The organism is Caldanaerobius fijiensis DSM 17918 (assembly GCF_900129075.1).
GTDB lineage: Bacteria > Bacillota > Thermoanaerobacteria > Thermoanaerobacterales > Caldanaerobiaceae > Caldanaerobius > Caldanaerobius fijiensis.
The window spans coordinates 67,011-92,117 of the sequence record NZ_FQVH01000007.1 but is presented as its reverse complement, the minus strand read 5'-3'; the positions used below and the strand labels follow the sequence as shown (position 1 = coordinate 92,117).

The 25,107-nt window shown below is 38.2% G+C and carries 23 protein-coding genes and 2 tRNA genes; 16 read left to right on the top strand and 9 right to left on the bottom strand.

Annotation, left to right across the window (positions count from 1 at the left end):
* Nucleotides 1-322: 322 nt before the first annotated feature.
* Nucleotides 323-826: an ECF transporter S component gene (locus BUB87_RS04930; protein ID WP_073342261.1), complete on the top strand. Its 504-nt coding sequence runs from the start codon at nucleotides 323-325 to the stop codon at nucleotides 824-826.
* Between the two features lie 111 nt (nucleotides 827-937).
* Nucleotides 938-2,074: an aldo/keto reductase gene (locus BUB87_RS04925; RefSeq protein WP_073342259.1), complete on the top strand. Its 1,137-nt coding sequence runs from the start codon at nucleotides 938-940 to the stop codon at nucleotides 2,072-2,074.
* A 95-nt stretch (nucleotides 2,075-2,169) separates the two neighbouring features.
* Here BUB87_RS04925 and BUB87_RS04920 read toward each other — a convergent pair.
* Both BUB87_RS04920 and BUB87_RS04915 read right to left on the bottom strand, forming a co-directional pair.
* A tRNA-Asp gene (locus BUB87_RS04920) sits at nucleotides 2,170-2,243 on the bottom strand.
* Between the two features lie 8 nt (nucleotides 2,244-2,251).
* Nucleotides 2,252-2,327, bottom strand: a tRNA-Lys gene (locus BUB87_RS04915).
* 127 nt (nucleotides 2,328-2,454) lie between these two features.
* Between BUB87_RS04915 and BUB87_RS04910 the strand changes: the two genes are divergently transcribed.
* The gene (locus BUB87_RS04910; RefSeq protein ID WP_234945958.1) at nucleotides 2,455-3,900 is read left to right on the top strand and encodes a M1 family metallopeptidase; all 1,446 of its coding nucleotides are present in this window, start codon (nucleotides 2,455-2,457) and stop codon (nucleotides 3,898-3,900) included.
* 7 nt (nucleotides 3,901-3,907) lie between these two features.
* Here the strand turns inward: BUB87_RS04910 and BUB87_RS04905 are convergent, their stop codons facing one another.
* Together BUB87_RS04905 and BUB87_RS04900 are read right to left on the bottom strand one after the other, a co-directional pair.
* The gene (locus BUB87_RS04905; protein ID WP_073342255.1) at nucleotides 3,908-4,891 is read right to left on the bottom strand and encodes an ATP-binding protein; all 984 of its coding nucleotides are present in this window, start codon (nucleotides 4,889-4,891) and stop codon (nucleotides 3,908-3,910) included.
* Nucleotides 4,888-5,901 (bottom strand): DnaD domain protein, encoded by a 1,014-nt coding sequence (locus tag BUB87_RS04900; protein WP_073342253.1) that lies wholly within the window; start codon nucleotides 5,899-5,901, stop codon nucleotides 4,888-4,890. Before BUB87_RS04900 ends, BUB87_RS04905 begins: the two co-directional genes overlap by 4 nt.
* 187 nt (nucleotides 5,902-6,088) lie before the next feature.
* Between BUB87_RS04900 and BUB87_RS04895 the strand changes: the two genes are divergently transcribed.
* Complete coding sequence (locus BUB87_RS04895; RefSeq protein ID WP_073342251.1) at nucleotides 6,089-7,405, top strand: peptidoglycan DD-metalloendopeptidase family protein; 1,317 nt, start codon at nucleotides 6,089-6,091, stop codon at nucleotides 7,403-7,405.
* A 53-nt stretch (nucleotides 7,406-7,458) separates the two neighbouring features.
* Here the strand turns inward: BUB87_RS04895 and BUB87_RS04890 are convergent, their stop codons facing one another.
* The 5 genes from BUB87_RS04890 to BUB87_RS04870 all read right to left on the bottom strand — a co-directional run bounded on the left by BUB87_RS04890 (nucleotide 7,459) and on the right by BUB87_RS04870 (nucleotide 14,042).
* On the bottom strand, nucleotides 7,459-8,292 hold the full coding sequence (locus BUB87_RS04890) for a carbohydrate ABC transporter permease (protein WP_073342249.1): 834 nt from the start codon (nucleotides 8,290-8,292) through the stop codon (nucleotides 7,459-7,461).
* A gap of 14 nt (nucleotides 8,293-8,306) precedes the next feature.
* Nucleotides 8,307-9,251 carry a carbohydrate ABC transporter permease gene (locus BUB87_RS04885; RefSeq protein WP_073342247.1) on the bottom strand — a complete coding sequence of 315 codons (945 nt, stop codon included), beginning with the start codon at nucleotides 9,249-9,251 and terminating at the stop codon, nucleotides 8,307-8,309.
* Between the two features lie 64 nt (nucleotides 9,252-9,315).
* Nucleotides 9,316-10,620, bottom strand: a complete 1,305-nt coding sequence (locus BUB87_RS04880; RefSeq protein WP_073342245.1) for an ABC transporter substrate-binding protein — start codon at nucleotides 10,618-10,620, stop codon at nucleotides 9,316-9,318.
* Between the two features lie 121 nt (nucleotides 10,621-10,741).
* On the bottom strand, nucleotides 10,742-12,340 hold the full coding sequence (locus BUB87_RS04875) for a response regulator (RefSeq protein ID WP_073342243.1): 1,599 nt from the start codon (nucleotides 12,338-12,340) through the stop codon (nucleotides 10,742-10,744).
* A gap of 4 nt (nucleotides 12,341-12,344) precedes the next feature.
* On the bottom strand, nucleotides 12,345-14,042 hold the full coding sequence (locus BUB87_RS04870; RefSeq protein ID WP_073342241.1) for a sensor histidine kinase: 1,698 nt from the start codon (nucleotides 14,040-14,042) through the stop codon (nucleotides 12,345-12,347).
* Between the two features lie 204 nt (nucleotides 14,043-14,246).
* On the opposite strand from BUB87_RS04870, the gene BUB87_RS04865 reads away from it, so the two are divergent.
* The 12 genes from BUB87_RS04865 to BUB87_RS04810 all read left to right on the top strand — a co-directional run bounded on the left by BUB87_RS04865 (nucleotide 14,247) and on the right by BUB87_RS04810 (nucleotide 25,080).
* Nucleotides 14,247-15,074 carry a peptidase MA family metallohydrolase gene (locus BUB87_RS04865; protein WP_073342239.1) on the top strand — a complete coding sequence of 276 codons (828 nt, stop codon included), beginning with the start codon at nucleotides 14,247-14,249 and terminating at the stop codon, nucleotides 15,072-15,074.
* Nucleotides 15,075-15,085: 11 nt separating this feature from the next.
* A complete protein-coding gene (gene yycF / locus BUB87_RS04860; protein ID WP_073342237.1) occupies nucleotides 15,086-15,781 on the top strand; it encodes a response regulator YycF in 696 nt (231 codons plus the stop codon).
* On the top strand, nucleotides 15,765-17,516 hold the full coding sequence (locus BUB87_RS04855; protein WP_159432369.1) for an ATP-binding protein: 1,752 nt from the start codon (nucleotides 15,765-15,767) through the stop codon (nucleotides 17,514-17,516). Before yycF ends, BUB87_RS04855 begins: the two co-directional genes overlap by 17 nt.
* A gap of 84 nt (nucleotides 17,517-17,600) precedes the next feature.
* The gene (locus BUB87_RS04850) at nucleotides 17,601-18,002 is read left to right on the top strand and encodes a hypothetical protein (protein ID WP_073342235.1); all 402 of its coding nucleotides are present in this window, start codon (nucleotides 17,601-17,603) and stop codon (nucleotides 18,000-18,002) included.
* Between the two features lie 10 nt (nucleotides 18,003-18,012).
* Complete coding sequence (gene yycH, locus BUB87_RS04845; RefSeq protein ID WP_073342233.1) at nucleotides 18,013-19,305, top strand: two-component system activity regulator YycH; 1,293 nt, start codon at nucleotides 18,013-18,015, stop codon at nucleotides 19,303-19,305.
* A gap of 2 nt (nucleotides 19,306-19,307) precedes the next feature.
* Nucleotides 19,308-20,000 (top strand): two-component system regulatory protein YycI, encoded by a 693-nt coding sequence (yycI, locus tag BUB87_RS04840; RefSeq protein ID WP_073342231.1) that lies wholly within the window; start codon nucleotides 19,308-19,310, stop codon nucleotides 19,998-20,000.
* A 70-nt stretch (nucleotides 20,001-20,070) separates the two neighbouring features.
* Nucleotides 20,071-21,324: a UDP-N-acetylglucosamine 1-carboxyvinyltransferase gene (locus BUB87_RS04835; protein ID WP_073342229.1), complete on the top strand. Its 1,254-nt coding sequence runs from the start codon at nucleotides 20,071-20,073 to the stop codon at nucleotides 21,322-21,324.
* Nucleotides 21,324-22,109: an MBL fold metallo-hydrolase gene (locus BUB87_RS04830; RefSeq protein ID WP_268761584.1), complete on the top strand. Its 786-nt coding sequence runs from the start codon at nucleotides 21,324-21,326 to the stop codon at nucleotides 22,107-22,109. Before BUB87_RS04835 ends, BUB87_RS04830 begins: the two co-directional genes overlap by 1 nt.
* 13 nt (nucleotides 22,110-22,122) lie before the next feature.
* On the top strand, nucleotides 22,123-23,235 hold the full coding sequence (locus BUB87_RS04825) for a S1C family serine protease (protein WP_234945957.1): 1,113 nt from the start codon (nucleotides 22,123-22,125) through the stop codon (nucleotides 23,233-23,235).
* Nucleotides 23,236-23,280: 45 nt separating this feature from the next.
* On the top strand, nucleotides 23,281-23,760 hold the full coding sequence (gene rlmH / locus BUB87_RS04820; RefSeq protein ID WP_073342227.1) for a 23S rRNA (pseudouridine(1915)-N(3))-methyltransferase RlmH: 480 nt from the start codon (nucleotides 23,281-23,283) through the stop codon (nucleotides 23,758-23,760).
* A gap of 348 nt (nucleotides 23,761-24,108) precedes the next feature.
* Nucleotides 24,109-24,288, top strand: coding sequence for a MarR family transcriptional regulator (locus BUB87_RS04815; RefSeq protein ID WP_073342226.1), 180 nt, complete (start codon nucleotides 24,109-24,111; stop codon nucleotides 24,286-24,288).
* Nucleotides 24,289-24,444: 156 nt separating this feature from the next.
* Nucleotides 24,445-25,080: a VTT domain-containing protein gene (locus BUB87_RS04810; protein ID WP_407641823.1), complete on the top strand. Its 636-nt coding sequence runs from the start codon at nucleotides 24,445-24,447 to the stop codon at nucleotides 25,078-25,080.
* Nucleotides 25,081-25,107 lie beyond the last annotated feature (27 nt).

The window sequence follows — 25,107 nt, the reverse complement described above, 5'->3', positions numbered from 1 at the left end:
CAACCTGAAGAAGAAAGAGGGAATACGTGTACTACAATACAAAATGCAGCAATCGAGCATACATCGCAGAGAGGATTATATGTTTGGTCGATGAGTAGTCAAGCCTAAAATGAACTCACTGCGTTCGGGCTTGACAACCCATCTTCCCAAACATGGGTAGTAGCTATGCGATGTATGCATAAGTATCAAGTGGCACTTGATAGATTTAATCATGGTGAAATTTAAAGAAACAATATTTAAATATCAAAGATCTTTATTAATCTTGTTAAAGGTCGACCTTTTTGGTTGATTACAAATCATATTATACGAGGGGGGATATTTTATGAATAAAGGCGTAAATGTCGATGTGCGGTTTATTACCAGGACGGCGTTGTTGCTTGCCCTTACGATAATTGTGCAGTTTTTGAAAATGCCACAGCTGATAACGGGTTCAGCAGTGAACGCTATGCTGATAATATCAGCTGGGGTTGTAGGCGTATGGTCAGGCATATCCATAGGTTTGTTGACGCCTATAATAGCGTTCATAGTGGGAATTATGGGTTTTCCCGTACTTATTCCCTTTATAATGGTGGGCAATGGCCTTTATGTTTGGCTGTACTCCTGTATTAAAAACAAGATAATAGGATTTATTGCAGGAAGCCTTATCAAATTTCTCTGGCTGTCAGCATCTGTTAAATACGTACTCCAGTGGTTTGGTATCAAGGTTCCTGTGAAGATTGTGCAGGCATTTACACTACCGCAATTGTTTACGGCTGTCGTCGGAGGTATAATCGGCATCACAATAGTAACGATTTTAAACGCTTATTTCAAAAAATCCCAGTCCTAGCTACAACACTGTTGTTTTTTTAACATTATTTACATAATATAAATGTTATGCTATAATTATTTATGTATATTTATATTTAAATTCTTTTATAAATTATGAAGGAGGTTGTGTATGCAGTACAGAGATTTTGGCAAAACAGGTTGGAAAGTTTCGGCATTGGGCTTTGGCGCCATAAGGCTTCCTGTCATCGATGGCGATAACAATAAAATAGATGAGCCTAAGGCTATCGAGATGATAAGGTATGCTATTGATAACGGCGTAAATTACATAGACACAGCATGGCCATATCATGGTGGAAATAGTGAGCTGGTTGTAGGCAAGGCTCTCAAAGATGGTTATAGGGAAAAGGTTAAATTGGCCACAAAATTACCGTCCTGGCTTGTTAATAAGCCTGAAGATATGGACAAGTATCTGAATGAGCAGCTGAAGAAATTGCAGACAGATCATATTGATTTTTATCTGCTGCATGCCCTCAATAAAGATCAGTGGAATAAATACAAAAGCCTCAATGTATTTGAATGGATAGATAAGGTTAAAGCCGAGGGAAAGGTAAAGTATATAGGTTTTTCTTTCCACGATGAATTTGATGTGTTTAAACAGATTATAGATGATTATGACAAATGGGATTTTTGTCAGATACAGTACAACTACATGGATGTAGACGTGCAGGCTGGCGAAAAGGGCCTCAAATATGCTGCGTCTAAAGGTATACCTGTGGTTATAATGGAGCCTATAAGAGGTGGCAGGCTTGCAACCAATCCACCTGAGCCTATAAAAGAGCTGTGGAATACGGCCAAGATCAAGAGGAGTCCTGCTGAATGGGCGCTTCAGTGGCTGTGGAATCAGCCTGAGGTGACTGTGGTGTTAAGTGGTATGAGCACTATGGAACAGGTGAAAGAGAATATAGAGAGTGCCAGCCGCTCTGGAGTAAACTCTCTTACAGCAGAGGAATTACAGCTCATAGAGAAGGTGCGCAATAAGTACAAGGAGCTTTCACCTGTGGCGTGTACAGGGTGCAATTATTGTATGCCCTGTCCCAATGGCGTCAACATTCCACGCAACTTCTCGGTATACAATGAGGCTCACATGTACAACTCCTATGAAGATAGCAAGAGGGAGTATAATTGGTTGGGAGAAGCAAAAGCCAGCAGTTGCGTTGAGTGTGGCAATTGCGAGAGCACATGTCCGCAACATTTACCTATCATTGAACTCTTAAAAGATGTGGCTGCATATTTTGAGAAGGCATAATAATTTTGTAATATGTTAAGAATAAAATAAGATAAGGCCTCTCACAGTAGGGAGAGGCCTTATTTATATATCTCTTTTCCTGCATGTTTTTCTGACGACCCGGAAGGGACTTGAACCCTCGACCTCTAGCGTGACAGGCTAGCGTTCTAACCAGCTGAACTACCGGGCCATAAAAAATGGTGACCCATCCGCGACTCGAACGCGGGACACCTTGCTTAAAAGGCAAGTGCTCTACCTCCTGAGCTAATGGGTCAGCTCACAGTTATATATTATACTTATTTAGGTCATGTATGTCAAGGATTTTATAAAAAATTTTTTTGTTCTATTTTGCTGTTTGCTGCAATAATTATAATAATGATCATGCTATGGGAGTGGGTTTGATGTTGAAAAATCGAAAGTTTATCGCTATAGCTGTCATTTTGATCATCGCCTCATCGTTTTTAGTTTATCATAGTTTCACTATATCTCGCAACAATACATACGAGATAACGGCTATCTTTGATCCAGTTAATAAGACTATAACAGCGGTTCAAAAAACTTTTTATGTAAATAAATCAGATGTTACTTTTGGAGAGTTATTTTTTCATATATATCCTAATGCTTTTAGCAGTGAAAAAACGGCACCTTTTTTACCTGATGAGTTTTATAAGGCGTATCCAGAGGGGTTTGCCCCAGGATGGATACAAATAAAATCGGTAAGAATTAGCGGTAAAAATGTTCCTTTTAAAGTGGAAGGCAAGGATAATACGATTTTAAAATTAAGCCTTTTAAGGCCATTGAAAAGTGGGAAATCCATACCTATATACATCTCTTATGTAATAAAGCTTCCGCCATCGGTAGGGCGCTTTGGATACGGCAGGTATACCTATAATATTACTAACTGGTACCCCATAGCCTGTGTTTACGATGATAAAGGGTGGCATAAAGACCCTTATTACATTTTAGGAGATCCTTTTTACAGCGATGTAGCAAATTACAGAGTATTGCTTAGAGCTCCTGCTGGTTATGTTGTAGCTTCTACGGGTGATATAAAGAGCATATCAATTGATGGGGATATAAAAAGCTGGTCTATTGTAGCAGAAAACGTGAGGGATTTTGCCATGATCATAAGCAATAAGTTCAAGGTGGTTTCAGAAAAAGTAGATGGCATCACAGTTAAGAGCTATTATTTTTCTCAAGATGATTTTGGCAGAAGGGCATTGAAATATGCCAGAGATGCGCTAAAGTTTTTTAGTGAGTATATAGGGCCATATCCATACAAGCAGTATTCGGTGGTTCAGGCAGATTTTTATGTAGGGGGTATGGAGTACCCCAATCTGGTCATGATTGATGGTGACTTGTATACCAGATCTAATATATTTGATATGGAATACGTAATCGCCCATGAAACGGCTCATCAGTGGTGGTACGGTATTGTGGGGAATGATGAGGTCAATGAGGCGTGGCTTGATGAGGGCCTTACTGAGTACAGTACCATTTTATATTTAGAAAGATATTATGGGAAATCCATCGCTGATAACGTATTTTCAAAAGCTATAGAGAGGCCTTTTGAGGAGTTTATAGCGTCTGCCAAAAACACGTGCACTTTAAGATCCCTGCCGCAATTCGAAAGGTGGGAGGATTACATCAACCTTACATACAATAAAGGGGCTGTAATGTATAGCCGCTTGAGGAAACTGGTAGGTGATAATATCTTTAATCAAATATTGAGAGAATATTATAGTGAGTATAGATATAAAAATGCCACGACACAAGATCTTATTGACGTGGCTACAAAGGTATATGGAAAAGATCTGGGTGGATTTTTTCAGGAATGGCTGTATTAGAGGGGATTTAAATGTCTCTTTTTTTCAGCCTTATGTCCTCTCCAAAGAAATAAAATTGTTTGAAGTTTCCAAGAAGCCTTGAGTAAATCCTTTCAGGGTAAAAAGACACGATTTCGTCCAGCGTTAGATTTGTAGACACGATCATCTTTTTGCCCTGGAGCTGTCTTTTGTTTATGACGTTAAATAGTTCTTGCATGTTGAAGCCTGTAAAGGGCTCTGTGCCCAGATCGTCCAGTATGAGAAGGTCGCTGTCAAATATCAACTGTATGCGTTCATCAGTATAGTCATCGTCGTTTATTTTATATGTCCTTAAAATGTCAAATAAATCAGTGGCTGTCAGATACAGCACCACGTATCCTCTGTCCAGAAGTTCTTTTGCGATGCAGTATGATAAAAATGTCTTGCCAAGTCCCGATTTGCCGTAAAAGAGAAAGTTGTAGTCATCACTTTTGTCGAAATTTTCTATGTATCTGTGAACCTTTTGTAATATATCTTCCATGTTTTGTCGCGGCGATATACCATGTTCTGGGTCAACAGTATCTGAGTAATAATCCAGCTTAAAGTTTTCAAAATTATGGGTTTTTAGGACATCTTTTAAGTTGGATTTTTCATAGCAAATTTCGACCAATCGGCGCTTATAACAATGGCACTTTTTCCCTTGAATAAAGCCAGTGTCGCGACAATCGCTGCACTGATATTTAGGTTGGAGATAGTCAGCGGGGAATCCATTGGCTATAAGCAGCTGAATCTTTTTTTGTTTGAGCTGGTTTATTTTCTTTTTCAGCTCAATGACGTATTCTTTTGATCTCTCAGGGTTATGGAAAGCGCTTTTTATAAAATACAGCGAAGACCTTGAAAGTTCCCTATCAATTTTTTCGATCAAAGGGATTTTTGAATATACCTCCTGAGTTTTTCTCTTTATATCGCGGGCTATATCGTCCTGCTTTTTTTCGTATTCACGCATTATCTGCAAGGCTATTTCTCTGTTCAAGGCTCTTCACTCCTGCTCCTGGCTAACAATTTTTTTTCTAATTCGGCTACATTGTACTTACGCTGGTCTTTGTAGCTATTAAAATAATTCTTAGGAACTTGAAATTCGGCACTTCTGGTATTATTGCTTTTATCCGGTTTTAATAGTTGCGGTGCTCGCTTTTTGTAGTCTTCTATGGTTTTAATGCCTTCTCGTGCCCATGAGGTTAACACCTTGTCGATATAACTGAAATTAGGCTTATTTATATTAAGCGTACATGCCTTGCAGGCTTCCAGTATTACATCCAGGTCAAATCCCATTTCATTGAGCCATTTTGACATGTATTCTTTATGAACTTCCATGATTTCACTGTCGTCTAATCCTAAGAATCGCAATATCTTTTTGTAATTTATGTATGTCTGCTCTTCTTTTTTAAGGTAGGCTTCTACATCATCAAGAGTCCTGATGCCATTGTCATGCCAGCTTTGGGCCACTGCCTCCATATATTTTAGCGAATGCACGTTCTTAGATATGCAGTATTGTACCAACATAATAATTACTTCAGGGGACATAGAATATTCATCTATCCAGTCCAGGTACATCTCCATTTCCTTTGGTGAAAGAGGCCTGCCGACAATTTTCTCGATGGTCTCAAAGACCTGTTTAATTTCCGGTTTATCCATCCCGCTGATGAGCTTATCTGTTCCCGGCTTTAACTTTACTGCATATTTCGGGTCGATAAACTCTATTATAGTGTTATCTTCTTTGTCAGAAGGTAATTTTATGATATTGACCAGGCCGTTGTCAGACCAATATTCCCAGGCCTTAACGACATCGCTTTCTAGAAGATCTAACTTGCTGGCCAGCATAGCGTTGGAGATTTTGTTTTGCCCGGTGTAGCAATACTTTAACGCTAAAAGGTATACTTTTACGAAATCGCCGGGAGCGTGTACCATATAATAATCAATGAAGAGATTATCAACGGGAGTTATGCCGTAGCCATCAGGATCCTGAAATCTAAACGTCAGCATATATAACACCTCACACAATATTATAGCATAAAAAAGTAAAAAGGCATATATTTTGACCTCGCAGGGAATCATGATTATAAATCGCAAAAAAGCAGATGTGCTTGCACTTACGACAATTGATTGATATAATTAATGTAGTATTCTGAGGCTTATCCTGTACTAAGTCAATATGTAAGGAGCTGACAGAATGGATTATCAAAAGAGGTTTTATTTTTTTCTGACGAGTTTAGCGGTAGCTTTGATTGCAGGCATATACTTTATGAGTACATCGTTTGCCTACGGTGTTTATGCCAATGGTAAGCTTATAGCGGTGGTTAAAGACAAGAATACGGTTGACAGGGTATTTAACGATGTAAAAAACCAGTTAAAAAAAGAATACGGCATTGATGTGGCGTTTGAGGGCGATATAGGTTATAAGAGATTATTGAGCAGAAAAGTTACAGATTATAATGAGCTGAAGAAAAATTTGCTAAAATCTCTGGGTTATAAGATTAAAGGTGTTGAAATATATGTTGATGGCAAGAGCATAGGTATTGTTAAAAACGCCCAGGTTGCCAGAGATGTATTTGTAGACCTCTTAAAGCCTTATGCTATAAAAAAATCAGAAGGTAAGATCAGCGGTTACTACATAAAGGAAAAGGTATCTTTTAAGACAAGGTATGTGGATCTATCTGAAATTGTCAGCAAAGATGAGGTATTGGATCTTCTGAAAAACGGTGTTAAAGAGGCTGTAGAGGTGTACACAGTAAAAGAAGGAGACTCGCTGTGGTCCATAGCCAGGAATTTTGATACATATGTGGATACTATAAAGAAGTATAACCCGGGGATTACCGAAAACCTGAAGCCAGGAGACACTTTAAAATTGGGGCAGGAAAAAAAGTATATTACGGTGGTGACGACTCAGACCTTAAAGGAGGAAAGGGAAATACCCCATGATGTAAAAGTTACTTATGATTCTAACGCGCCTTATGGTTCTGTGGCGATCAAACAGAACGGGGAAAATGGCAAAAAAATAGTCGAGGTAGTGGCAGTAATGGAAAATGGCGTAAAAGTCGCCGAAAAAATTATTAATGAAACGATAATAAAGAATCCTGTGACAAAAATTATTGTGAAAGGTACCAATCGCATGGTGGCTACGGGCACGTTTTTGTACCCTTCCAGAGGCGGTATATCCTCTCGCTTTGGCATGAGATGGGGGAGGATGCATACAGGTGTTGATATAGCGGCTACTTATGGTTCTCCGGTAGAGGCTTCAGATGGCGGTAGAGTAGTATTTGCAGGTTGGGAATCTGGTTATGGCAAACTTATAAAAATCGATCATGGGAATGGCTTTGTGACTTATTACGGGCACTTAAGTTCCATACTGGTTAAGGTGGGGCAAAAGGTAGCTAAAGGGGACGTCATTGGAAAGGTAGGTACCACAGGTCGTGTGACAGGGCCACATCTGCATTTTGAAGTGAGAAAAAATGGGGTACCTCAGAACCCATTAAAATACATAAATTAATAAAAAGAACGGGAAAATTGAGATTTCATTCCCCGTTCTTTTTATTGCTTTTATCACCCTTTTACAGCCCCTGCGGTTAGACCTGATATTATACGCCTCTGGAATATCAGCACCAGGATAATGAGAGGTACAGTTACAATGACTGATGCAGCGGCCATATCGCCCCATGGGAGATCGTGCTCTCCAGGGAACATGGCTATGCCCACTGGTACGGTCCTCATGGCATCCTGGGTATTAAATACCAGAGCAAATATGAACTCATTCCATGCAGCTATGAACGTCAATATGGCGGTTGTGAACATACCTGGTGTTGCCAGAGGGAATATTATCTTGATAAATGCCTGCAAGGGAGTGGCACCGTCTACCTTTGCCGATTCCTCCAGGTCGAAAGGTATTTCTTTGAAAAATGTGGTGAGAATCCACAGCGATAGTGGAACCGTAAATGTGGTATACGGCAGGATCAATCCCATGTACGTATTGAGCAAACCTATATTCTTTAAAAACAAGAATAAAGGTGTTATTATAGCAATTCCCGGGAACATAGACACAGCGAGGACCAATGATAAGATTATAGTTTTACCCTTAAATTTTAGCCTTGCCAGAGCGTATGCTGCGAAGGAAGATACAAATACGCTAAACAGCGTTGTGGCTGAAGCAACGATAATGCTGTTTTTCAGGTATGTCCCGAAAGGCCTTTTAACAAATACTGAGATATAATAACCGGTATAAAGTTTACTGGGTATCCATTTGGGCGGTATAGCCCATAATTCTGCAGGAGGCTTTATAGAGGTAATGACCTGCCAGAAAAAAGGGAATATGATAAATGCCAGAAACAATGCGACGAATGCGGCGAAGATGATCTGGCCTAGAGCTTTTTTTACTTTCATGTGTTACGCACCTCCTAACTGAGTGTTTCCTTGTCCAACAATTTGATATAAAATATTGCAAACAGGAACACAAATATGAAGATTATTACTGCCATGGCCGAGCCCATGCCGAAGTTTAAATTCCTGAACATGGTTTTATAGGCGTATATAGACAACGTTTCGGTAGAGTTGCCAGGTCCGCCTCCTGTCATTACATATATCAGGTCAAAAACTCTAAAAGCATCCAGTGTTCTGAATATAAGGGCTACCATTATTGTGGGCCTTAAAAGAGGCAATGTTATGCTAAAAAACTGTCTTATGGCGCTGGCGCCATCTACTTTTCCGGCTTCATATAGCTCTTTGGGTATATTTTGCAGGCCTGCTAACAGCAGTAATGCCATGAAAGGAGCTGTTTTCCAGACATCGGCGAATATGGCAGCTCCCATGGCCGACGATGGAGTACCTAGCCAGGATTTGTAGCTGTGTATTAACCCTAGTTTCATTAATATATCATTTAATACCCCCAGCTGATCATTATAAATAAATTTCCACATGAGTGCAGAGACGATGGTAGGTATCGCCCAGGGGATGAGAACCGCAGCCCTTATAATACCTCGGCCTTTGAATTCTTTGTTCATCAGCATTGCCATAATAAGTCCCAGTATCAATTCCAGAAATACTGATATAACGGTGAAGATAAAGGTATTTTTTGTTGCCGCCCAGAATCTAGTATCTTTTAACAGGGCAGAATAGTTTGAAAGTCCTATAAACTTGGTCATATTAGCAAACTGAAGTTGCATTGAATGCAGACTCAACCAGAAGGTCTGCAGTACAGGGTACAGGGCTATAACTACGATGCACAACAGAGCGGGTGCAACCAGTATATAACCCAGTTTGGATTCATTTATTTCAAAGGCGCGATTCTTTTGCGATTTGCTTTTAGCCCTTTTAACAGTAGATAACTCCTCTTTTAGCACCATTTTATCCCTTCTTTCTCTATCATGATTTTAATTAAGAAGTCGGGATATATCCCGACTTCCGGTCTTAGTTGATTCCATTGATTTTCATGATCTTATTTATATCTTTTTCTACATTGGCAATGGCCTGCTGAGCGCTTATTTCACCTGTCAAAGCCTTATGGAAGTTGATCTGCATAGAGTCAGACATCTTAGGATAGAACGGCGATACAGGTCTTGGCTTTGCTGTTATAAATACTTTGTAGAGATCTGCCCAATACGGGTTCTTGGCTAATACGTCTTTATCCTGATATAGAGATTTTAATGTAGGCAAATTACCGCCCTGTAATGCTGTAATTTTCTGACCTTCTTCACTGGTAGCGAACTGAATGAATTTCCATGCTTCTTCAGGATGCTTAGAATACTTGTTTATACCGAGATTCCAGCCACCTAAAACCGGAACACCTACACTACCATCTTTGCCCTTTGGCATAGGAGCTATTCCCACTTTGTCTTTAACAGCGGAATCGTTGCTGTTTAGCAATGACCACGCATATGGCCAGTTTCTCATGAAAACTGCTTCGCCCTGCTGGAATATATTCCTGGCATCCTCTTCCATATAAGTGGTGACACCAGGTGGTGCAACTTTATTTTTTACCATGTCTATCATGTACTGAAGTCCGCCTACTGATTGTGATGAATTTATTGTAACTTTATTTCCATTTATTACGCTGCCACCATTGCTGTATATGAATTCCAGAGCATCACACACGAGGCCTTCATATTGATTTCCCTGAAATACTATTCCATATTTTGTGCCATTTTTGCCTGCGTTGGCTTTTGCCATCTGAATCAATTCATCCCAGGTTTTTGGTGGTGTATTAATGATGTCTTTTCTGTAGTATAAAACTCCTGCATCAGTGAATCTAGGGATAGCGTATATATGGCCATTATACTTAACTGATTCCATAGGGCCGGGCAAAAATTTTGACTCCATATCCTTTGTTACATATTTGTCCAGAGGGAGCGTCCAGCCAGCTGCTCCAAATTCTGGTGCCCATATGATGTCCATAGCTATTACGTCTATACTGGAGTCACCTGCTGATAAAGCGGTTACATAAGCGTTATGCTGATCATCTGTGGATTGAGGCATTTCCTGGAATTTTACTTTTATATTTGGATATTTCTTTTCAAACGCCTCTATTAAGGCTTTGGTTGCCGGTGTAGAATCTTTACCAGCAGCGTAAGTTATGGTTACTGGCTCGCTGCTTTTAGCAGATGATGAATTGCTTGAATCGCTTTTGTTTGCTGTACTTCCGCATCCTGTGGCGACAACCGCTATCATAGACGCAGCTAATAGCGATGCCACAATCTTTTTATATTTTTTTAGCATATAAAAAATCGAACCTCCTTTTGTTGTTTTCGGATTATATTTTAACGGATGCGAAAATACAATTAAATTAGGCGATTCTACAATTTTGTGCATATTTCTACAAAGTTCTATGGAGTTCTCTTCAAATGATTTGATCCCTGTATTCGGCAGGAGTGATACCTTCCTGCCTTTTAAATACCCTGCTAAAATGATGGGGATCAGCGTAGCCAACTGCATCGGCTATCTCATATATCTTAAATTCTAAATTTTTTAAAAGTTCTTTTGCTTTATCAATGCGGATTTTAGTTAGATATTCCGTAAAATTTTCGCCTGTCTCGCTTTTAAAAAGGTAACTCAGGTAATTAGGAGTTATATAGAGCTTTGTGGCTATGTCGTTTAAAGTTAGATTTTTGTTTGCATATTCCTTTTCTATGATTTCCAGAGCCTTTTCTACAATTTTTTTGTTCTTTGATTTTCGTTTTAGAGCTATATATTCTGTTACAGCTTCTATTATGTTTTGGATCCACGCTCTGGTGTCGTCGATGGTTTCAAGCTTTTTTATAATTGACCACGGATCGGTATTTTTAAAAAATATATCGGGATTTTCTCCTAATTCCACCAGGCTTCGGGTTATAAGGGCGATCAGCTCTATACACCATCTTTTTATGATATCTACGGCCAGATTTTTTTCAGTGAAGCTCTGCCAGATTTCATCCAGAACTCTTAATGCCGAATCAATATCGGCTTTTTTTATCGACATTACCAGCTGTTCTTCCAGCTTTATAGGATAATAAATTTTTTCCATTTCAAAAGGCTCTACTTCGTCGTAAAAGATGATCTGATTTTTTCCTAAATAAAACTTGTATTCCATGGCCAGTAGAGCGTCTTTATGCGAGTAATGGATATCATTTAAATCAGATACTATCCTTCCGACGCTCTGAGTAATGTTTAAAGACGCAAATTTATTCAAATTGCTCCGTATCCTCTCACAGTGTTCCAGTATGGTGCTTTTTATATGGTCTTTGCTTTTGGCTGTCATGATTATGGAAAAAGATCCTTCACCTGATGACAAAATGGCGTGTTTATGGTTCTCCAATGTTTCGTCTACGATATTTATGACCATAAAATCTGTAAGCTGGATGTCTTGCTCGCTATAGTTTTCTATTATTTTGGCGTAATCATCTATTTCAAGTAGAATAACAAAATAAAAATTTTCCTGTATATCCAGGTTTAAATATTTTATTTTTTCGCGCAAATTAGGCATGGGCCTGGTTAACAATTGCGAGAGAAATTTTTCTCTCAGCAGCGGCAGGCTTTCTTTTAGCTGTTTTTGAATCATCTGTTCTCTTTTTTTGCGCATGAATTCTTGATTTTTAGCCTTTACAGCCCTTTTAACTACATCAATTAACTTTTCTATTTCAATGGGTTTTAAAATATAATCAAATGCACCTGATTTCAATGATTCTTGAGCATAACTGAAATCGTCATATGCGCTCAATACGATTATGATTATAGAAGGATCTATTTTTTTCAATTTTTTCATCAATTCTATTCCATTCATTTTAGGCATGCGTATATCTGTTAAAACTATGTCCGCACCATTTTTTGCGTACACATCGAGTGCTTCTATGCCGTTGGCCGCACTGCCCGAAATCGTTATACCCAGTTCATTCCAATTTATCAGATTTAAAAGACTATCTCTTGTGATTTCCTCATCGTCTACAATAATAAGTTTCACCATAAAATCATTCTCCCTTGATGTATGGTATTGTTAATTTTGCAATGGTCTTTCCGCTTATATAATTATAGCTTAATCCATATGCTTCTCCAAAGGTAAACTTTATACGGTCGTTTACATTTTTTATTCCGTAATGCTCGCTATGAATATCTTCTGTTAATAACCTGTTTACTTTTTCGAGGTCCACAGGATTTCCTGTGTTTTGAACTTCCAAAACAATATTTTCTCCATCTTTTTTTCCGATAATTTCGATGTATCCTTTATCAGGGTAATTTTCTATCCCATGGGTTATGGCGTTTTCAACCAGCGGCTGTAAAATTAATTTTATTACGGTACAATCCAGGATATCTTCATCTATATTATAGATTATGTCAAATTTATCTTTAAACCTTATCTGCTGTATAGTTACATAGCTTTTGACCTGCTTCAATTCATCTTTTAGTTTTATTTTATCCTGACCTTTATTGATGCTATATCGCAGCAGGGTTGCCAGTGACGTAATCATCTTACTGATATCATAGGCCTTGTATTTTATGGCCAGCCAGTTCATGGAATCAAGGGTATTGTATAAAAAGTGAGGATTGATCTGGGCCTGTAGGGCTTTAAGTTCGGCATCTTTTTTTTCCATATTGGCGATGTACACGTCATTTATGAGCTGATTTATCCTGTTTATCATTGAGTTGTAGCTTTCATAAAGAGTGCCTATTTCCCCTCCTGGTTTTTCGGTTAGATTTACATTCAAATCGCCGCCTTTGACCTTATCCATGGTTTTGGCTAATTTCTTTATAGGTGACGATATGGTGTAGGATAGATAAAGTGATAATAGAATAGCGGCTATGATAGAAAATATGGCGATAGTAAACATTATTCTATTTGTCAACTGCGCTTTTTCTGTCAGTTCTCTTTCCGACATTATGCCCACTATTTTCCAATTTGTTTCTTCAATTGTGTTGTAGAATAAAACATTTTTATCTTTTGAGGAATTTATAGAGATCGATCCTTCAGGATATTTTAACATGCTGGCATATGGAAATTTTAACCCGAATGGGATTATGGTATTTCCATTAACATCTATGATATACACTCTTCCTGTTTTTCCGAAACGTATATTTTTGATGACGTCATCTAATATAGACGTGTTTATGTCCACAGATATTATAGCTATAGGATTTTTGAAATTTTTTACGTCCACCACAAGATGCTTTACAGATATCTGTGGCACACCAAAATCTGTAGATATGTGCCAAAAAAGCCTGCCATTTAATTTTAAGACCTGCGAGTACCATGGCCTATTTTCAGCAATCTTGTAGGACATGACATCATTTTGCATGAAGGTAAAAGGATAGTCAGGCTTATTAAGAGCGTATACCTCTATTGAAGAGTAGCTTTTGTTAAATATGCCAGGATTTAGAAGTACATCTCGAATTGCTGTAACTTCTCTGTTTATTTCAAAAGGCGTGGCACTGGAGGGTCTGGATAGATTGTCCTGCAACACGCGGTTCATAGAGATATAAAACAATGTGCCAGTGGCATTATCTAATATGTTTGAAATATTACGGTTGACCTGTTGTAGAGTTTGCTTTGCAGATGTATACATTTGTTCATTGATCGTACGCGCATAAATATAGCTTGAAAAAATTGAGACGATAGAAAGCGGTAACAGTATTATTGCTATATATGATAACAAAAGCTTTTTAAACAACAATTTTTATCACCCATATTATTCTACCATAAAAATCTTTCTATAAAACAGCTGCAAATCCTGGATATTCTTCAATTCATAATTTGAATGCTATAAAATTAAAATTCACTTTTGTAAATATTGTAAATCGCAAATTGAAGCTGGATATTTATGATTCTGGAAAAATAACAGAATTTATTTTATAATATAATCTAAGGGGGCATTTAGGTGAGAAAAGCCTTTGATATTTTTTTAGTCTATCTGTTGATTTGTGCTATTGCCTATGCTGGCATATATTCTGGTAAGGTAGTTGCTACTGCTTATCCTGTGTATAAGCTGATACAGCAGAGCAGAATCGTCAGCAAAGTAGATCAGTACAATGAGTACAAGGAGGTTCAAACAAAGCATTTTATCATAAAGTATACCGATGCGGATGCTAAATATATTGAGTTGATAGAAAGGGTTGCGGAGGACAGCTATAACAGGGTAGGTAGAGATATGGGATATTATCCGACAAAAAAAATAAATATGGTGGTATTTCACTCCAGAACGGTTATGAGGGAGAGCCTTTCACTGCCTAAAGGTGATGATGCTATGGGAGTGTATTTAAATGGTGTTATAGGAATCTTGTCACCGGGCTTGTGGATTGCTGATAAAAAGCATATAGATGAGATATTCTGGAAGGATGGGCCTGTTTTGCATGAATATACCCACTTTGTGGTTGATGATATCGCTAGGGGAAATTATCCTATATGGCTTACGGAAGGCATTGCTTTAAATGAGGAGTTCAGATTGAATAACTATAAGTGGGGTGAAGGTTATGCCTATAAGAAAGGACCATACTCTATAAAAGAGTTGACATCAGATTTTAACAGGCTTGATGAGGTGCTGGCTTACAAAAGGTCTTTTGAGATCCTCAATTATATAAGCAATAAATACGGTAATAGTAAAATTGTAGGGATTTTGAAGAAACTGGGTGCGGGAAGAACACTTGACAGTGCATTTAAAGATGTATTGGGTGTTTCGATAGATGCTGTTGACATAGATAGCAGATAGGGGGAATGTTCTTGAATGCGAAAATTCTCATTGTAGATGATGAAAAGCCGATTGTAGACATATTATGCTTTAATCTGCAAAAGGAGGGCTATTCGGTTATTACGGCTTATGATGGGCATGAGGCTATTAAAAAAGCCTTTGATGAAAAGCCAGATTTGATATTGCTGGATGTCATGCTTCCAGGCGTGGATGGTTTCGGGGTATGTAAGAGCATAAGAAGCAAGATGAAAACCCCTATAATAATGCTTACAGCAAAAGATGATGAAGTCGATAAGGTGCTGGGTCTGGAGCTGGGAGCTGATGACTATGTTACAAAGCCTTTTAGCATGAGGGAACTATTGGCAAGGATAAAGGCGAATTTACGCCGTACTATTATGAACGGAGATGTATCCGATGGACAGGTGATTACGGCAGGAGATTTAAAAATCGATTTCCTCAAATATGAGGTTGTGAAAAACGGACGGGTTTTAGACCTTACCTCGAGAGAGTTTGAGTTGCTTAAATTTCTGGTGACAAATAAAAATCAAATTTTCTCCCGGGAAACATTATTGGAAAAAGTATGGGGGTATGAGTATTATGGTGATATAAGGACTGTAGATGTGACTATAAGGCGCTTGAGGGAAAAGATCGAAGATGATCCCAGTAATCCCAGATATATATATACCAAAAGAGGAGTGGGATACTATTTTAGTGAAAAAGAGATATAAAGCTATATATAAGAGCTTACAGTGGAAACTTGTTGTTATGTATTTGATGCTAATTTTATTGGCGATGGAGATAGTTGGAGTATACCTTATAAACTCTTTCCAGGATTATCAGATAAAAAATCTGTCAAATTACCTGGAATATCAGGCTAAGAGCTTAAGCTTCACTTTAAAGGATAATATTAAAGAACAAGCCAATATTAAAACAATATTGTATCTCTATATTTCACCTGATTCACAGCTTAAATATATATATGTGCTTGACAGAGAAGGGCGCATCATTCAAGGAACGGACTACAGGAGTGGGAAGATCATATCGCCCCTTGTCTTTCAGGCTCTTTCCGATAGCAAAAATGTGCATCCCATTACGGACAGTAAAAAGCGAATAATGGAGTACGCTTATCCTATAAAATCCAGTACAGGACAGATAGAAGGTATTGTGTATATTGGCGCGTCTATGGATAACATTTTGAAGACGATTAACGATGTAAAAGTTATTCTTTTTAGTGCGACTATAATTGCAGTTTTAATCACAATTGTGCTCGGTTTTATTTTAGCCAGGACCATAACTGAACCTATAAAAGATATAACAAACAAGGCAGAGGCTCTTGCCAATGGGGATTTTGATCAAATTATAAAAGTAAGAGCGGATGATGAAATAGGTCAGCTGGCAGGTATGTTTAATTACCTCACTTCAAGATTAAGGCAGACACTAAGTGAGATAGCTAGTGAAAAAAGCAAGGCAGAAGGCATATTAATGAACATGAGCGATGGCGTTATAGCTGCTTCTAGAGATGGAACAATTCAGGTTGTCAATGATGCGGCAAAAATTATGCTTTCAGATTATCAGATTTCTGTAGGCGACAATGTATTTGATATAGTGAAAAAGCTTACAGGAGAAGAGGTGGGGTTTGAAAGCCTTATTGAAAACAATAAAATGGTTTTTAAGACCTCTAAAGGGATCTTCAATGCGCATTTTGCTCAATTCAAAGGAGGCAAAGATGAGGTAGAAGGTTTTGTCATGGTTGTTCACGATATAACCGAGCAGCAGCGGCTGGACAATATGAGAAAGCAGTTTGTGGCAGATGTTTCCCATGAATTAAGAACCCCATTGACAACTATAAAAAGTTATGTCGAGACATTGATGGGCGATGATATTGGAGAAGATGCCAGGAAGCAGTTTTTGCACGTTGTGGACAAAGAAGTGGATAGGATGGTGCGACTTGTAAAGGACTTGTTGCTTTTGTCAAATCTTGATAACAACAGATATGCGTTAAAAAAGCAGCGAATAGACCTCAAAAATGCATTAATTGATATAATTTCAAATATGAAGATGCTCGCGCGGGAAAAATCGCAAGAAATATATGTTAAATTTTGTGATGATGATATAACTGTTGAAGGAGATCCTGATAAATTAGAACAGGTATTTATAAATGTAATTAATAACGCCATAAAATATACGCCAGATAATGGAAAGATAGAGATAGAGGTTTCGGTTGTAAAGAATATGGTATTAATTACTGTCTCTGATAATGGCATAGGAATACCTGAAGACGACATTGACAAAGTATTTGAGCGTTTTTATAGGGTTGACAAGGCCAGGTCCCGAGAATTAGGAGGCACTGGTTTGGGGCTTTCTATATCTAAAGAGATTGTAAACGCCCATAATGGCAAAATTGAGATCGAAAGCGCGTTAAATCAAGGAACAAGCGTATATATATACCTCCCGTTATCGTAAATGTAATTTAATACTATTGTAACAAAGATGTAATATAGTCAATTTATAATTAAATTGAGGTCAGATGGATGCGGAGGTGCTTTGATGAGAAAGCTTGTAGTTTTTTCCTTGATTACGCTATTTATGTTATTTAGCACCACAGTAGGATATGCTGCCAATCTCATAAATGTAAAATCTGATATAGACAATGTTAAGACCTTTGATGATAAGTACATTATATCGGGTACTGGTGTTCCAGGTACGTTTATCGCTATATCAATAAATAAAGGTAAGCCTGTAGGCTTATATATTGGTGCGTCTGGTTTATTTGCAAAAGAGGTCTTGCTTAGCGAAGGTAATAATTATGTAATTATCGTTGCTCGTAAAGGTGATGCATACCAGATTGTAAAAGGGAAAATAATTATGCTCAAAAATATCTTAAAAGATATAATAGATGGAAATGAAACCATCGATCTGGAAGATTTGATCAATTCTCTACTAAAATGAGGTAATAGTGATGGCATCAAAAGTAGATTTTAAAACTTTAATGCTCGTTATCCTTGTGATCACGAGCATTATTTTAAGTTATAAGATATGGTTTGAGGGGTCTTACACGGTAGAAAATGCATCAAATGTGTCGATAAATTTTAAAGATATAGAAACTGTCATAAGGCCTGAAAAGATTTATGCCAATTACGGAGGGCCTTTTCATAGCCTTATGGTTGGGGACATTTATGATAAAGCGTGGATGGAATTTATCAATATCATAAAGGAATATGGCACACTTAAAAACAAAAATCCCGTTAAGATAGTGAATAATATTACATGGGACAATATTATAAGAAGGAGATCTATCAGATACGTATTTGCTTCAGATATAGAATATGATCTGTTTAGTAAGCTTTTTGATTTCAAACTGGATACCCCCCCTAAATATATAGGGGATATTGTTATAATCAGCGGAGAAAACCCTATAATGTACATAAAAGATATCACATCCTCTGCATATTATCAGATCGATTTGGGATATATTCCCAATAATATAAATACTTTAATAGCAGCGGCTGAAAAAGTGAATTCTATAAATTATTCCACGTCATACGAACTGGGCTTCAACGATAAAATTCGCAGTGATGTGTACATACCTGTAGATACTACTGGTTTTAAATATGATTTGGTTAGGTTTTATGGAAGAACAGAGAGAGACATTCAAAAACGCTTTTTTTTAGATTTTTCTATTGTAAGAGAAATTGAACAAGAAGATGGGACGATAATTTATACAGATGGGAAAAAAGGATTAAGGATATATCCTTACAATAAATTGGAGTTTAATGATTCGTCGTTTGGATATCGTAATGTTGATATTGTTACTGCTGTTAAAATGGCTATACAATTCATCAAAGATCATGGGGGAATCGATGAAGGAATATACTTTAAATCGATAAAGACTCTTAAGAAAGACCAGAAAATTGAGTATAATATAGCTTTTGGCTATGAAATCGAAGGGATTCCTGTATATATGTCTAATGGAAACTATATAGACATAAAAATATCTTATGATAATATACAGGAATACAATCGCTGGTTAAAATCGGTTGAGGTTATAAAACAGAAAGTGGCTGTTGTTAATGGCATTAAAGCTATTGATACGGTGTATCAGCACGTACATACAGCGGATTTTATATCAAATTTAGACCTTGTTTATTACCTAAATCCTGAAACAAATAAGTGCAACCTGGTGTGGAAAATCGATAGCGGTGGAAAAACTTATTTAGTCGATGCAACGGATGCCCGGTGGATGGGGGAATAAAGGTGGATTGGCAGAGAGCCAAGTGGATTTTATTGATATCTTTTGCTATAGTAAACATATATCTTTTATTTATTTACATTAACTATTCTTTTGGATATGATGAAAGTACTTATCTTGATGCTGTAAAAAATTTACGAGCACAGGATATAGTGATAGATACAAAGATTCCAAAGACCGTAAGATTCATGAGAATGCTGAAGGTCGAAACTAAAAAAGGCGAAAAAACATACAGGATAAATAAAGAAGTAAATGATTCAAGAAGTGCGACGAAGTTAGCCCAAGAACTTATTAAAAGATATAACATAGGCGATACAAATACTGTCCTAAAATCTGTTTATAAAACCCCAGATGGCTTTTTGGTTCAGTTTGGAGAGGTATATAACGGCTATTATGTGGACACAAGCTATATTAATGTAAATATATATAATGATCGTGCTGTGGTTAAGTGGTCTTATTTAACAGTTCGTGGTATGGTAGGCAAAGAAAAGGCGATAATCGATGGAATTCAGGCTATATATTCTGTATTGGGAGAAACAGGCAAATTAAAAGGAACCAGGATTACTGCTACTGAGATTGGGTACTACTTTATGTGGGATAATGCCGCATCAGGAGAAGCGATACCGGCATGGAAATTAATGGTTGACAATAAAATGTATTATGTCAACGCTTATACAGGTAATGTTGAAGCAAAATAGTCCTTGAAAATTTATGGATTTTGTATTAAAGTTTAATTGTACTATTTTAAATAGCTGAAGGGAAGATAAAATGGAAAAGTTTGTAGTACGTGGTGGAAAGCCTCTTATAGGGCGCGTTAAAATTAGTGGTGCAAAAAATTCAGCGGTTGCAGTAATACCTGCAGCTATCTTATCATGTTCTCGTTGTGTGATATCTAATATACCGAGGATAAATGACACATTTTATTTATTGGATATGATGGAATACATAGGTGTTAAAGTGGATTTTCAAGGTAATACGATTTATATAGATTCCAGTAATATAAAGAGCACGTCGATTCCCGTCGACCTGGCCAATAGGTTGAGGGCTTCTTATTATTTTTTGGGGGCTCTTTTAGGGAGGTATAAAGAAGCTCATGTTCCCATGCCTGGCGGCTGTAATATCGGGGTAAGGCCTATAGATCAGCATATAAAAGGGTTTAGAAGCCTGGGGGCTGAAGTATACATTGAACACGGCATTATCCACGCCAAGGCTGATAAATTGATCGGCAGCAATATATACTTGGATGTAGTGAGTGTTGGTGCCACAATAAATATCATGCTTGCTGCGTGTATGGCAGAGGGATTGACAGTTATAGAAAATGCAGCCAAAGAGCCCCATGTAGTGGATGTAGCGAACTTTTTGAATGCCATGGGCGCATCTATAAAGGGTGCAGGGACGGATGTGATTAGAATTAAAGGTGTTAGCGAATTAAGACCCTGCGAGTATTCTATAATACCCGATCAGATAGAGGCGGGTACGTTTATGATTGCGGCGGCGTCGACGCAAGGTGATATAATTGTAGATGATGTGATTCCAACCCACATGGAGCCGTTAACGGCTAAGCTGAAAGAAATGGGAGTAATCGTTGAAGAAGGGGAGAGCAGCATAAGGGTTATAGGAAATGGAAGGACAAAGGCGGTAGACATAAAGACGTTGCCGTATCCGGGTTTTCCCACAGATTTACAGCAGCCCATGGCGGTATTGCTCGGCATATCCAAAGGTACCAGCATAATAACGGAGAATGTGTGGGAGAGCAGGTTCAAATATATCGAAGAGCTCAAAAAGATGGGTCTCAACGCCAGAGTGGAAGGCAGAAGTGCTATAATAGAAGGCGTAGAAGAACTTTTAGGCGCAGAGGTTTCAGCGACTGATTTAAGAGCAGGAGCGGCTATGGTGGTTGCTGCTTTGACGGCAAAAGGTATGAGTATAGTGCACAACTTAGAGCATATAGATAGGGGTTATGAGAGAATTGAGGATAAATTCATTCAGCTGGGCGGCGACATCGTGAGGGTAAAAGACTGATGGCTCTGAAATTTTGTTCTCTGAGAAGTGGCAGCAACGGCAATTGTTACTATATTTGTTCAGGTGATACCCAGATATTGATAGATGCGGGCATGAATGGTAAAGCTATTGAGAAAACTCTTAAGGAGATCGATGTCTATGCCGGCGATATAGATGCTATTCTCATAACCCATGAACACAGAGACCATATCTGGGGCGCTGGAGTGCTATCAAGAAGATTTGATATACCCATATACGCCAATCGTCCCACATGGGATGCTATGTCAGGACAGATAGGTAAGATCTGCGATAAGAATATCCGCATTTTTGAATCCAATACTGAGTTTACAATAGGTGATTTGAATATTGTTGCATATAAAAAGTCGCATGATGCAGCGGAACCTGTAATTTACAGCATCAGGTACGGTGGATATAAGATATCAGTGGTAACTGATCTGGGATATGTTAGCAAGGGGGTAGCACGCTGTGTCATGGACTCTGATGTACTGGTATTGGAATCCAATCATGATGTAAAAATGCTGAAAGAAGGGCGATACCCTTACTTTTTAAAGCAGAGGATTTTAAGCAATTATGGGCACCTTTCTAATGATGCTGCAGCAGAATTTCTGGTTAAGATATCCAGGCTAAGAGCGTGTGGAATGGTTTTTTTGGGCCATTTGAGTGAGAACAACAACACCCCTGAATTGGCGCTAAACACTGTTATGAATAAACTTATGGAGAATGGCGTAAAATTAGATGTAAAAGTAGCTTCAAGAGAGTTTGTAAGTGAAGTGGTAAAACTATAAAAGGGGTGGTTTGTTGAACGGGTACCATGGAGAAAAGAACAACATATGGTGGCTGATAGCTGCTATCGCGATTATAGGGGCTTTTATAGGGAGTATTGTTACAGCTTACATAGCTCCTCAATATTTATATGGCAAGATCCTTCCGTATCCGCCTGCGCTGCAGGTGCCAGGGAAGGCGTATACCAGAGTGGTTATTCCACAGGCTGTAAAAGAAACTGTAACCACAGCGGTGGCTGAGAAGGTTATGCCGGCTGTGGTGGGAATAGTGACTGTAGACATAACAACCGACCTATTTTTCAGGACGAGACAGGTTGAAGGTACGGGATCCGGCTTTATAATAGATTCTGATGGCTACATTGTTACAAATAACCATGTGGCCAGTAAAACTTCCCGAAGAGTGACAGTTTACCTGGCTGACGGAAGAACTCTGCCTGCCAGAGTACTATGGGCGGATCCATCTCTGGATCTTTCCATAATAAAGATAAATGCTACGAATTTGCCTGCAGTGGATTTGGGGGACTCTGATAAAGTGGTAGTTGGGCAGCAGGCCATAGCTATAGGCAATCCTTTAGGCCTCAGGTTCGAAAGGTCGGTTACAGCTGGGATTATAAGTGCTGTCAACAGAAGTATTATGATCAAGGAAGATGGTAGAAATTCTATACTGGAAGATTTGCTTCAGACTGATGCGTCTATAAATCCGGGAAATAGCGGGGGCCCACTGCTGGATGCCCAGGGTAATGTAGTAGGTATAAATTCAGCTAAAGTCAGTACGGCAGAAGGACTGGGTTTTGCTATACCTATAAACATCGTTAAGCCGGTGGCTCAGAAGATACTCAAGACGGGGAGTTTTAAGGCGGCATACATGGGTATAGTGGCATATGACAGGGAGATTGCCGGGTACTTTAACGAAAATATAAAGCTTACAAAGGGCGTATACATCGCTGACATTGATAGGCGCGGTCCTTCATATAGAGCGGGGCTGAGGCCAGGAGAAGTGATATTGAGCATTGATGGAAAGCCTGTGAATACAATGCTTAAGCTGAAGGAAATACTTTTTAGCAAGAACCCCGGTGATACCATAACGGTTACGACAAATAAAAAGGTGGTTAGCGTGAAGTTGCAATAAGATTTTGCAGCAAAGGAGGAGGCCTGGTATATCCGGGCATTTTTTATGGGTATAGATATTATTGCGGTAGGTAAGATAAAAGAAAAATACATACAGGAGGGCGTGAGCGAATACGCAAAGCGCCTTTCGAGGTACTGCAAATTAAATATTGTAGAGGTGCCGGATGAAAAAGCGCCGGAAAACCTCTCTGACGCTCAAAAAGAGCAGGTAAAGCAATTAGAAGGCGAGAGAATCAGGGCAAAGATAAAGAAGGGTAGCTTTGTCATTGTTACGGATATAAACGGTGAACAGATGTCGTCGGAACGATTGGCATCAAAATTAAATGAACTTATATTGTCAGGCAAGAACGATATAACGATTGTTATAGGAGGTTCACTGGGCTTATGCGATGAGCTGGTGAAAAATGCGGATATGCGGCTATCCTTTTCAAAATTGACCTTTCCACATCAACTCTTCAGATTGATACTTTTAGAACAGCTATATAGGTGTTTCAAGATAATACACGCTGAACCGTATCATAAGTGAGATTAAAATTTTTTCTGGGAGAAATAGGTTTTTTATATCCATATCCGCAGAAAGAACCGCCAATAAATCAATGTCACTGATTTTGTATATTAAATGACCCATAACATCAAGTAAATAATTGCATTGAATCATGAATGCGATGAAGAAAGTGTGTGTGTGGGGGGGATAGAAAGGAGGTTGTAGCAGCCAATAAAAAATAATTAACTTATTTGATTAAATACAAGAAACTGGTAAAATAATAGATGGAGATGTTATCAATAAGAGTAATTTTATTGAAAGGAGGAAAAGACCTGGTCAGGAGAATCCGTTAAATGAAAAACGGTTAAGTTTTTTGGACCAGGACAACTTATGAGTGCGAAAGATACTGTTTTAAAAGTTTTAAGCGAAGCCGGTAAGCCACTGAAGCCTGGAGAAATTGCAAATCTTGCGGGAATTGAACAAAAAGAAGTTCAAAAGGCGATAAAGGAATTAAAAGATGAGGGCAAAATAACCTCTCCTAAGAGATGTTATTATACTGTGAATCAATAAAAGAATAAATGGCGCCCAAAATAGCATGTCAAAAACATGCTATTTTTTATAAAACTTTTTAATCGTATTTTAATATTCACAGGCTTCCAATGGGTGTATAATGGTATGTATACAGGAGTATAAATATATAGATGCTATTTTTAGGGAGTGTAATTGATGGTACTAAAGACTTTTATCGATTTGATTTTGCACCTTGATAAGTACCTGGGAGCTGTAATTCAGACGTATGGTTTGATCACGTATTTTATTCTTTTTACAGTGATATTTTTAGAAACAGGTTTAGTTGTGACGCCTTTTTTGCCGGGGGATTCTCTTATATTTGCTGCAGGGACTTTTGCTGCAATAGGCTCTCTGAATATTGCAGTGTTATATGTAGTGCTGGCCATAGCTGCTATCCTGGGGGATACAGTGAACTATCATATCGGCAAAAAAATAGGGTATATGATATATGAACAGGAGAATGTTAAATTCATTAAGAAAGAGTACCTGCTGGAGGCTCGCAATTTTTATGAGAAATATGGGGCTATGACTATTGTGCTGGCCAGATTTATACCTATTATAAGGACGTTTGCCCCCTTTGTGGCTGGCATTGGCGAAATGCGATATTTGAGGTTTTTAAGTTACAATATGATTGGCGGCATAAGCTGGACTGCTTTATTCGCCTTTGGAGGGTATTATTTTGGAAATCTTAAGTTTGTTAAGGAAAATTTTAGCTTTGTCCTTGTAGCTATTATTTTAATATCGCTGTTACCTGCAATTATAAGTGTTTTAAAACACAAGGCAAAAACATAAGGATGAGAAATAAGTGCTCATCCTTAT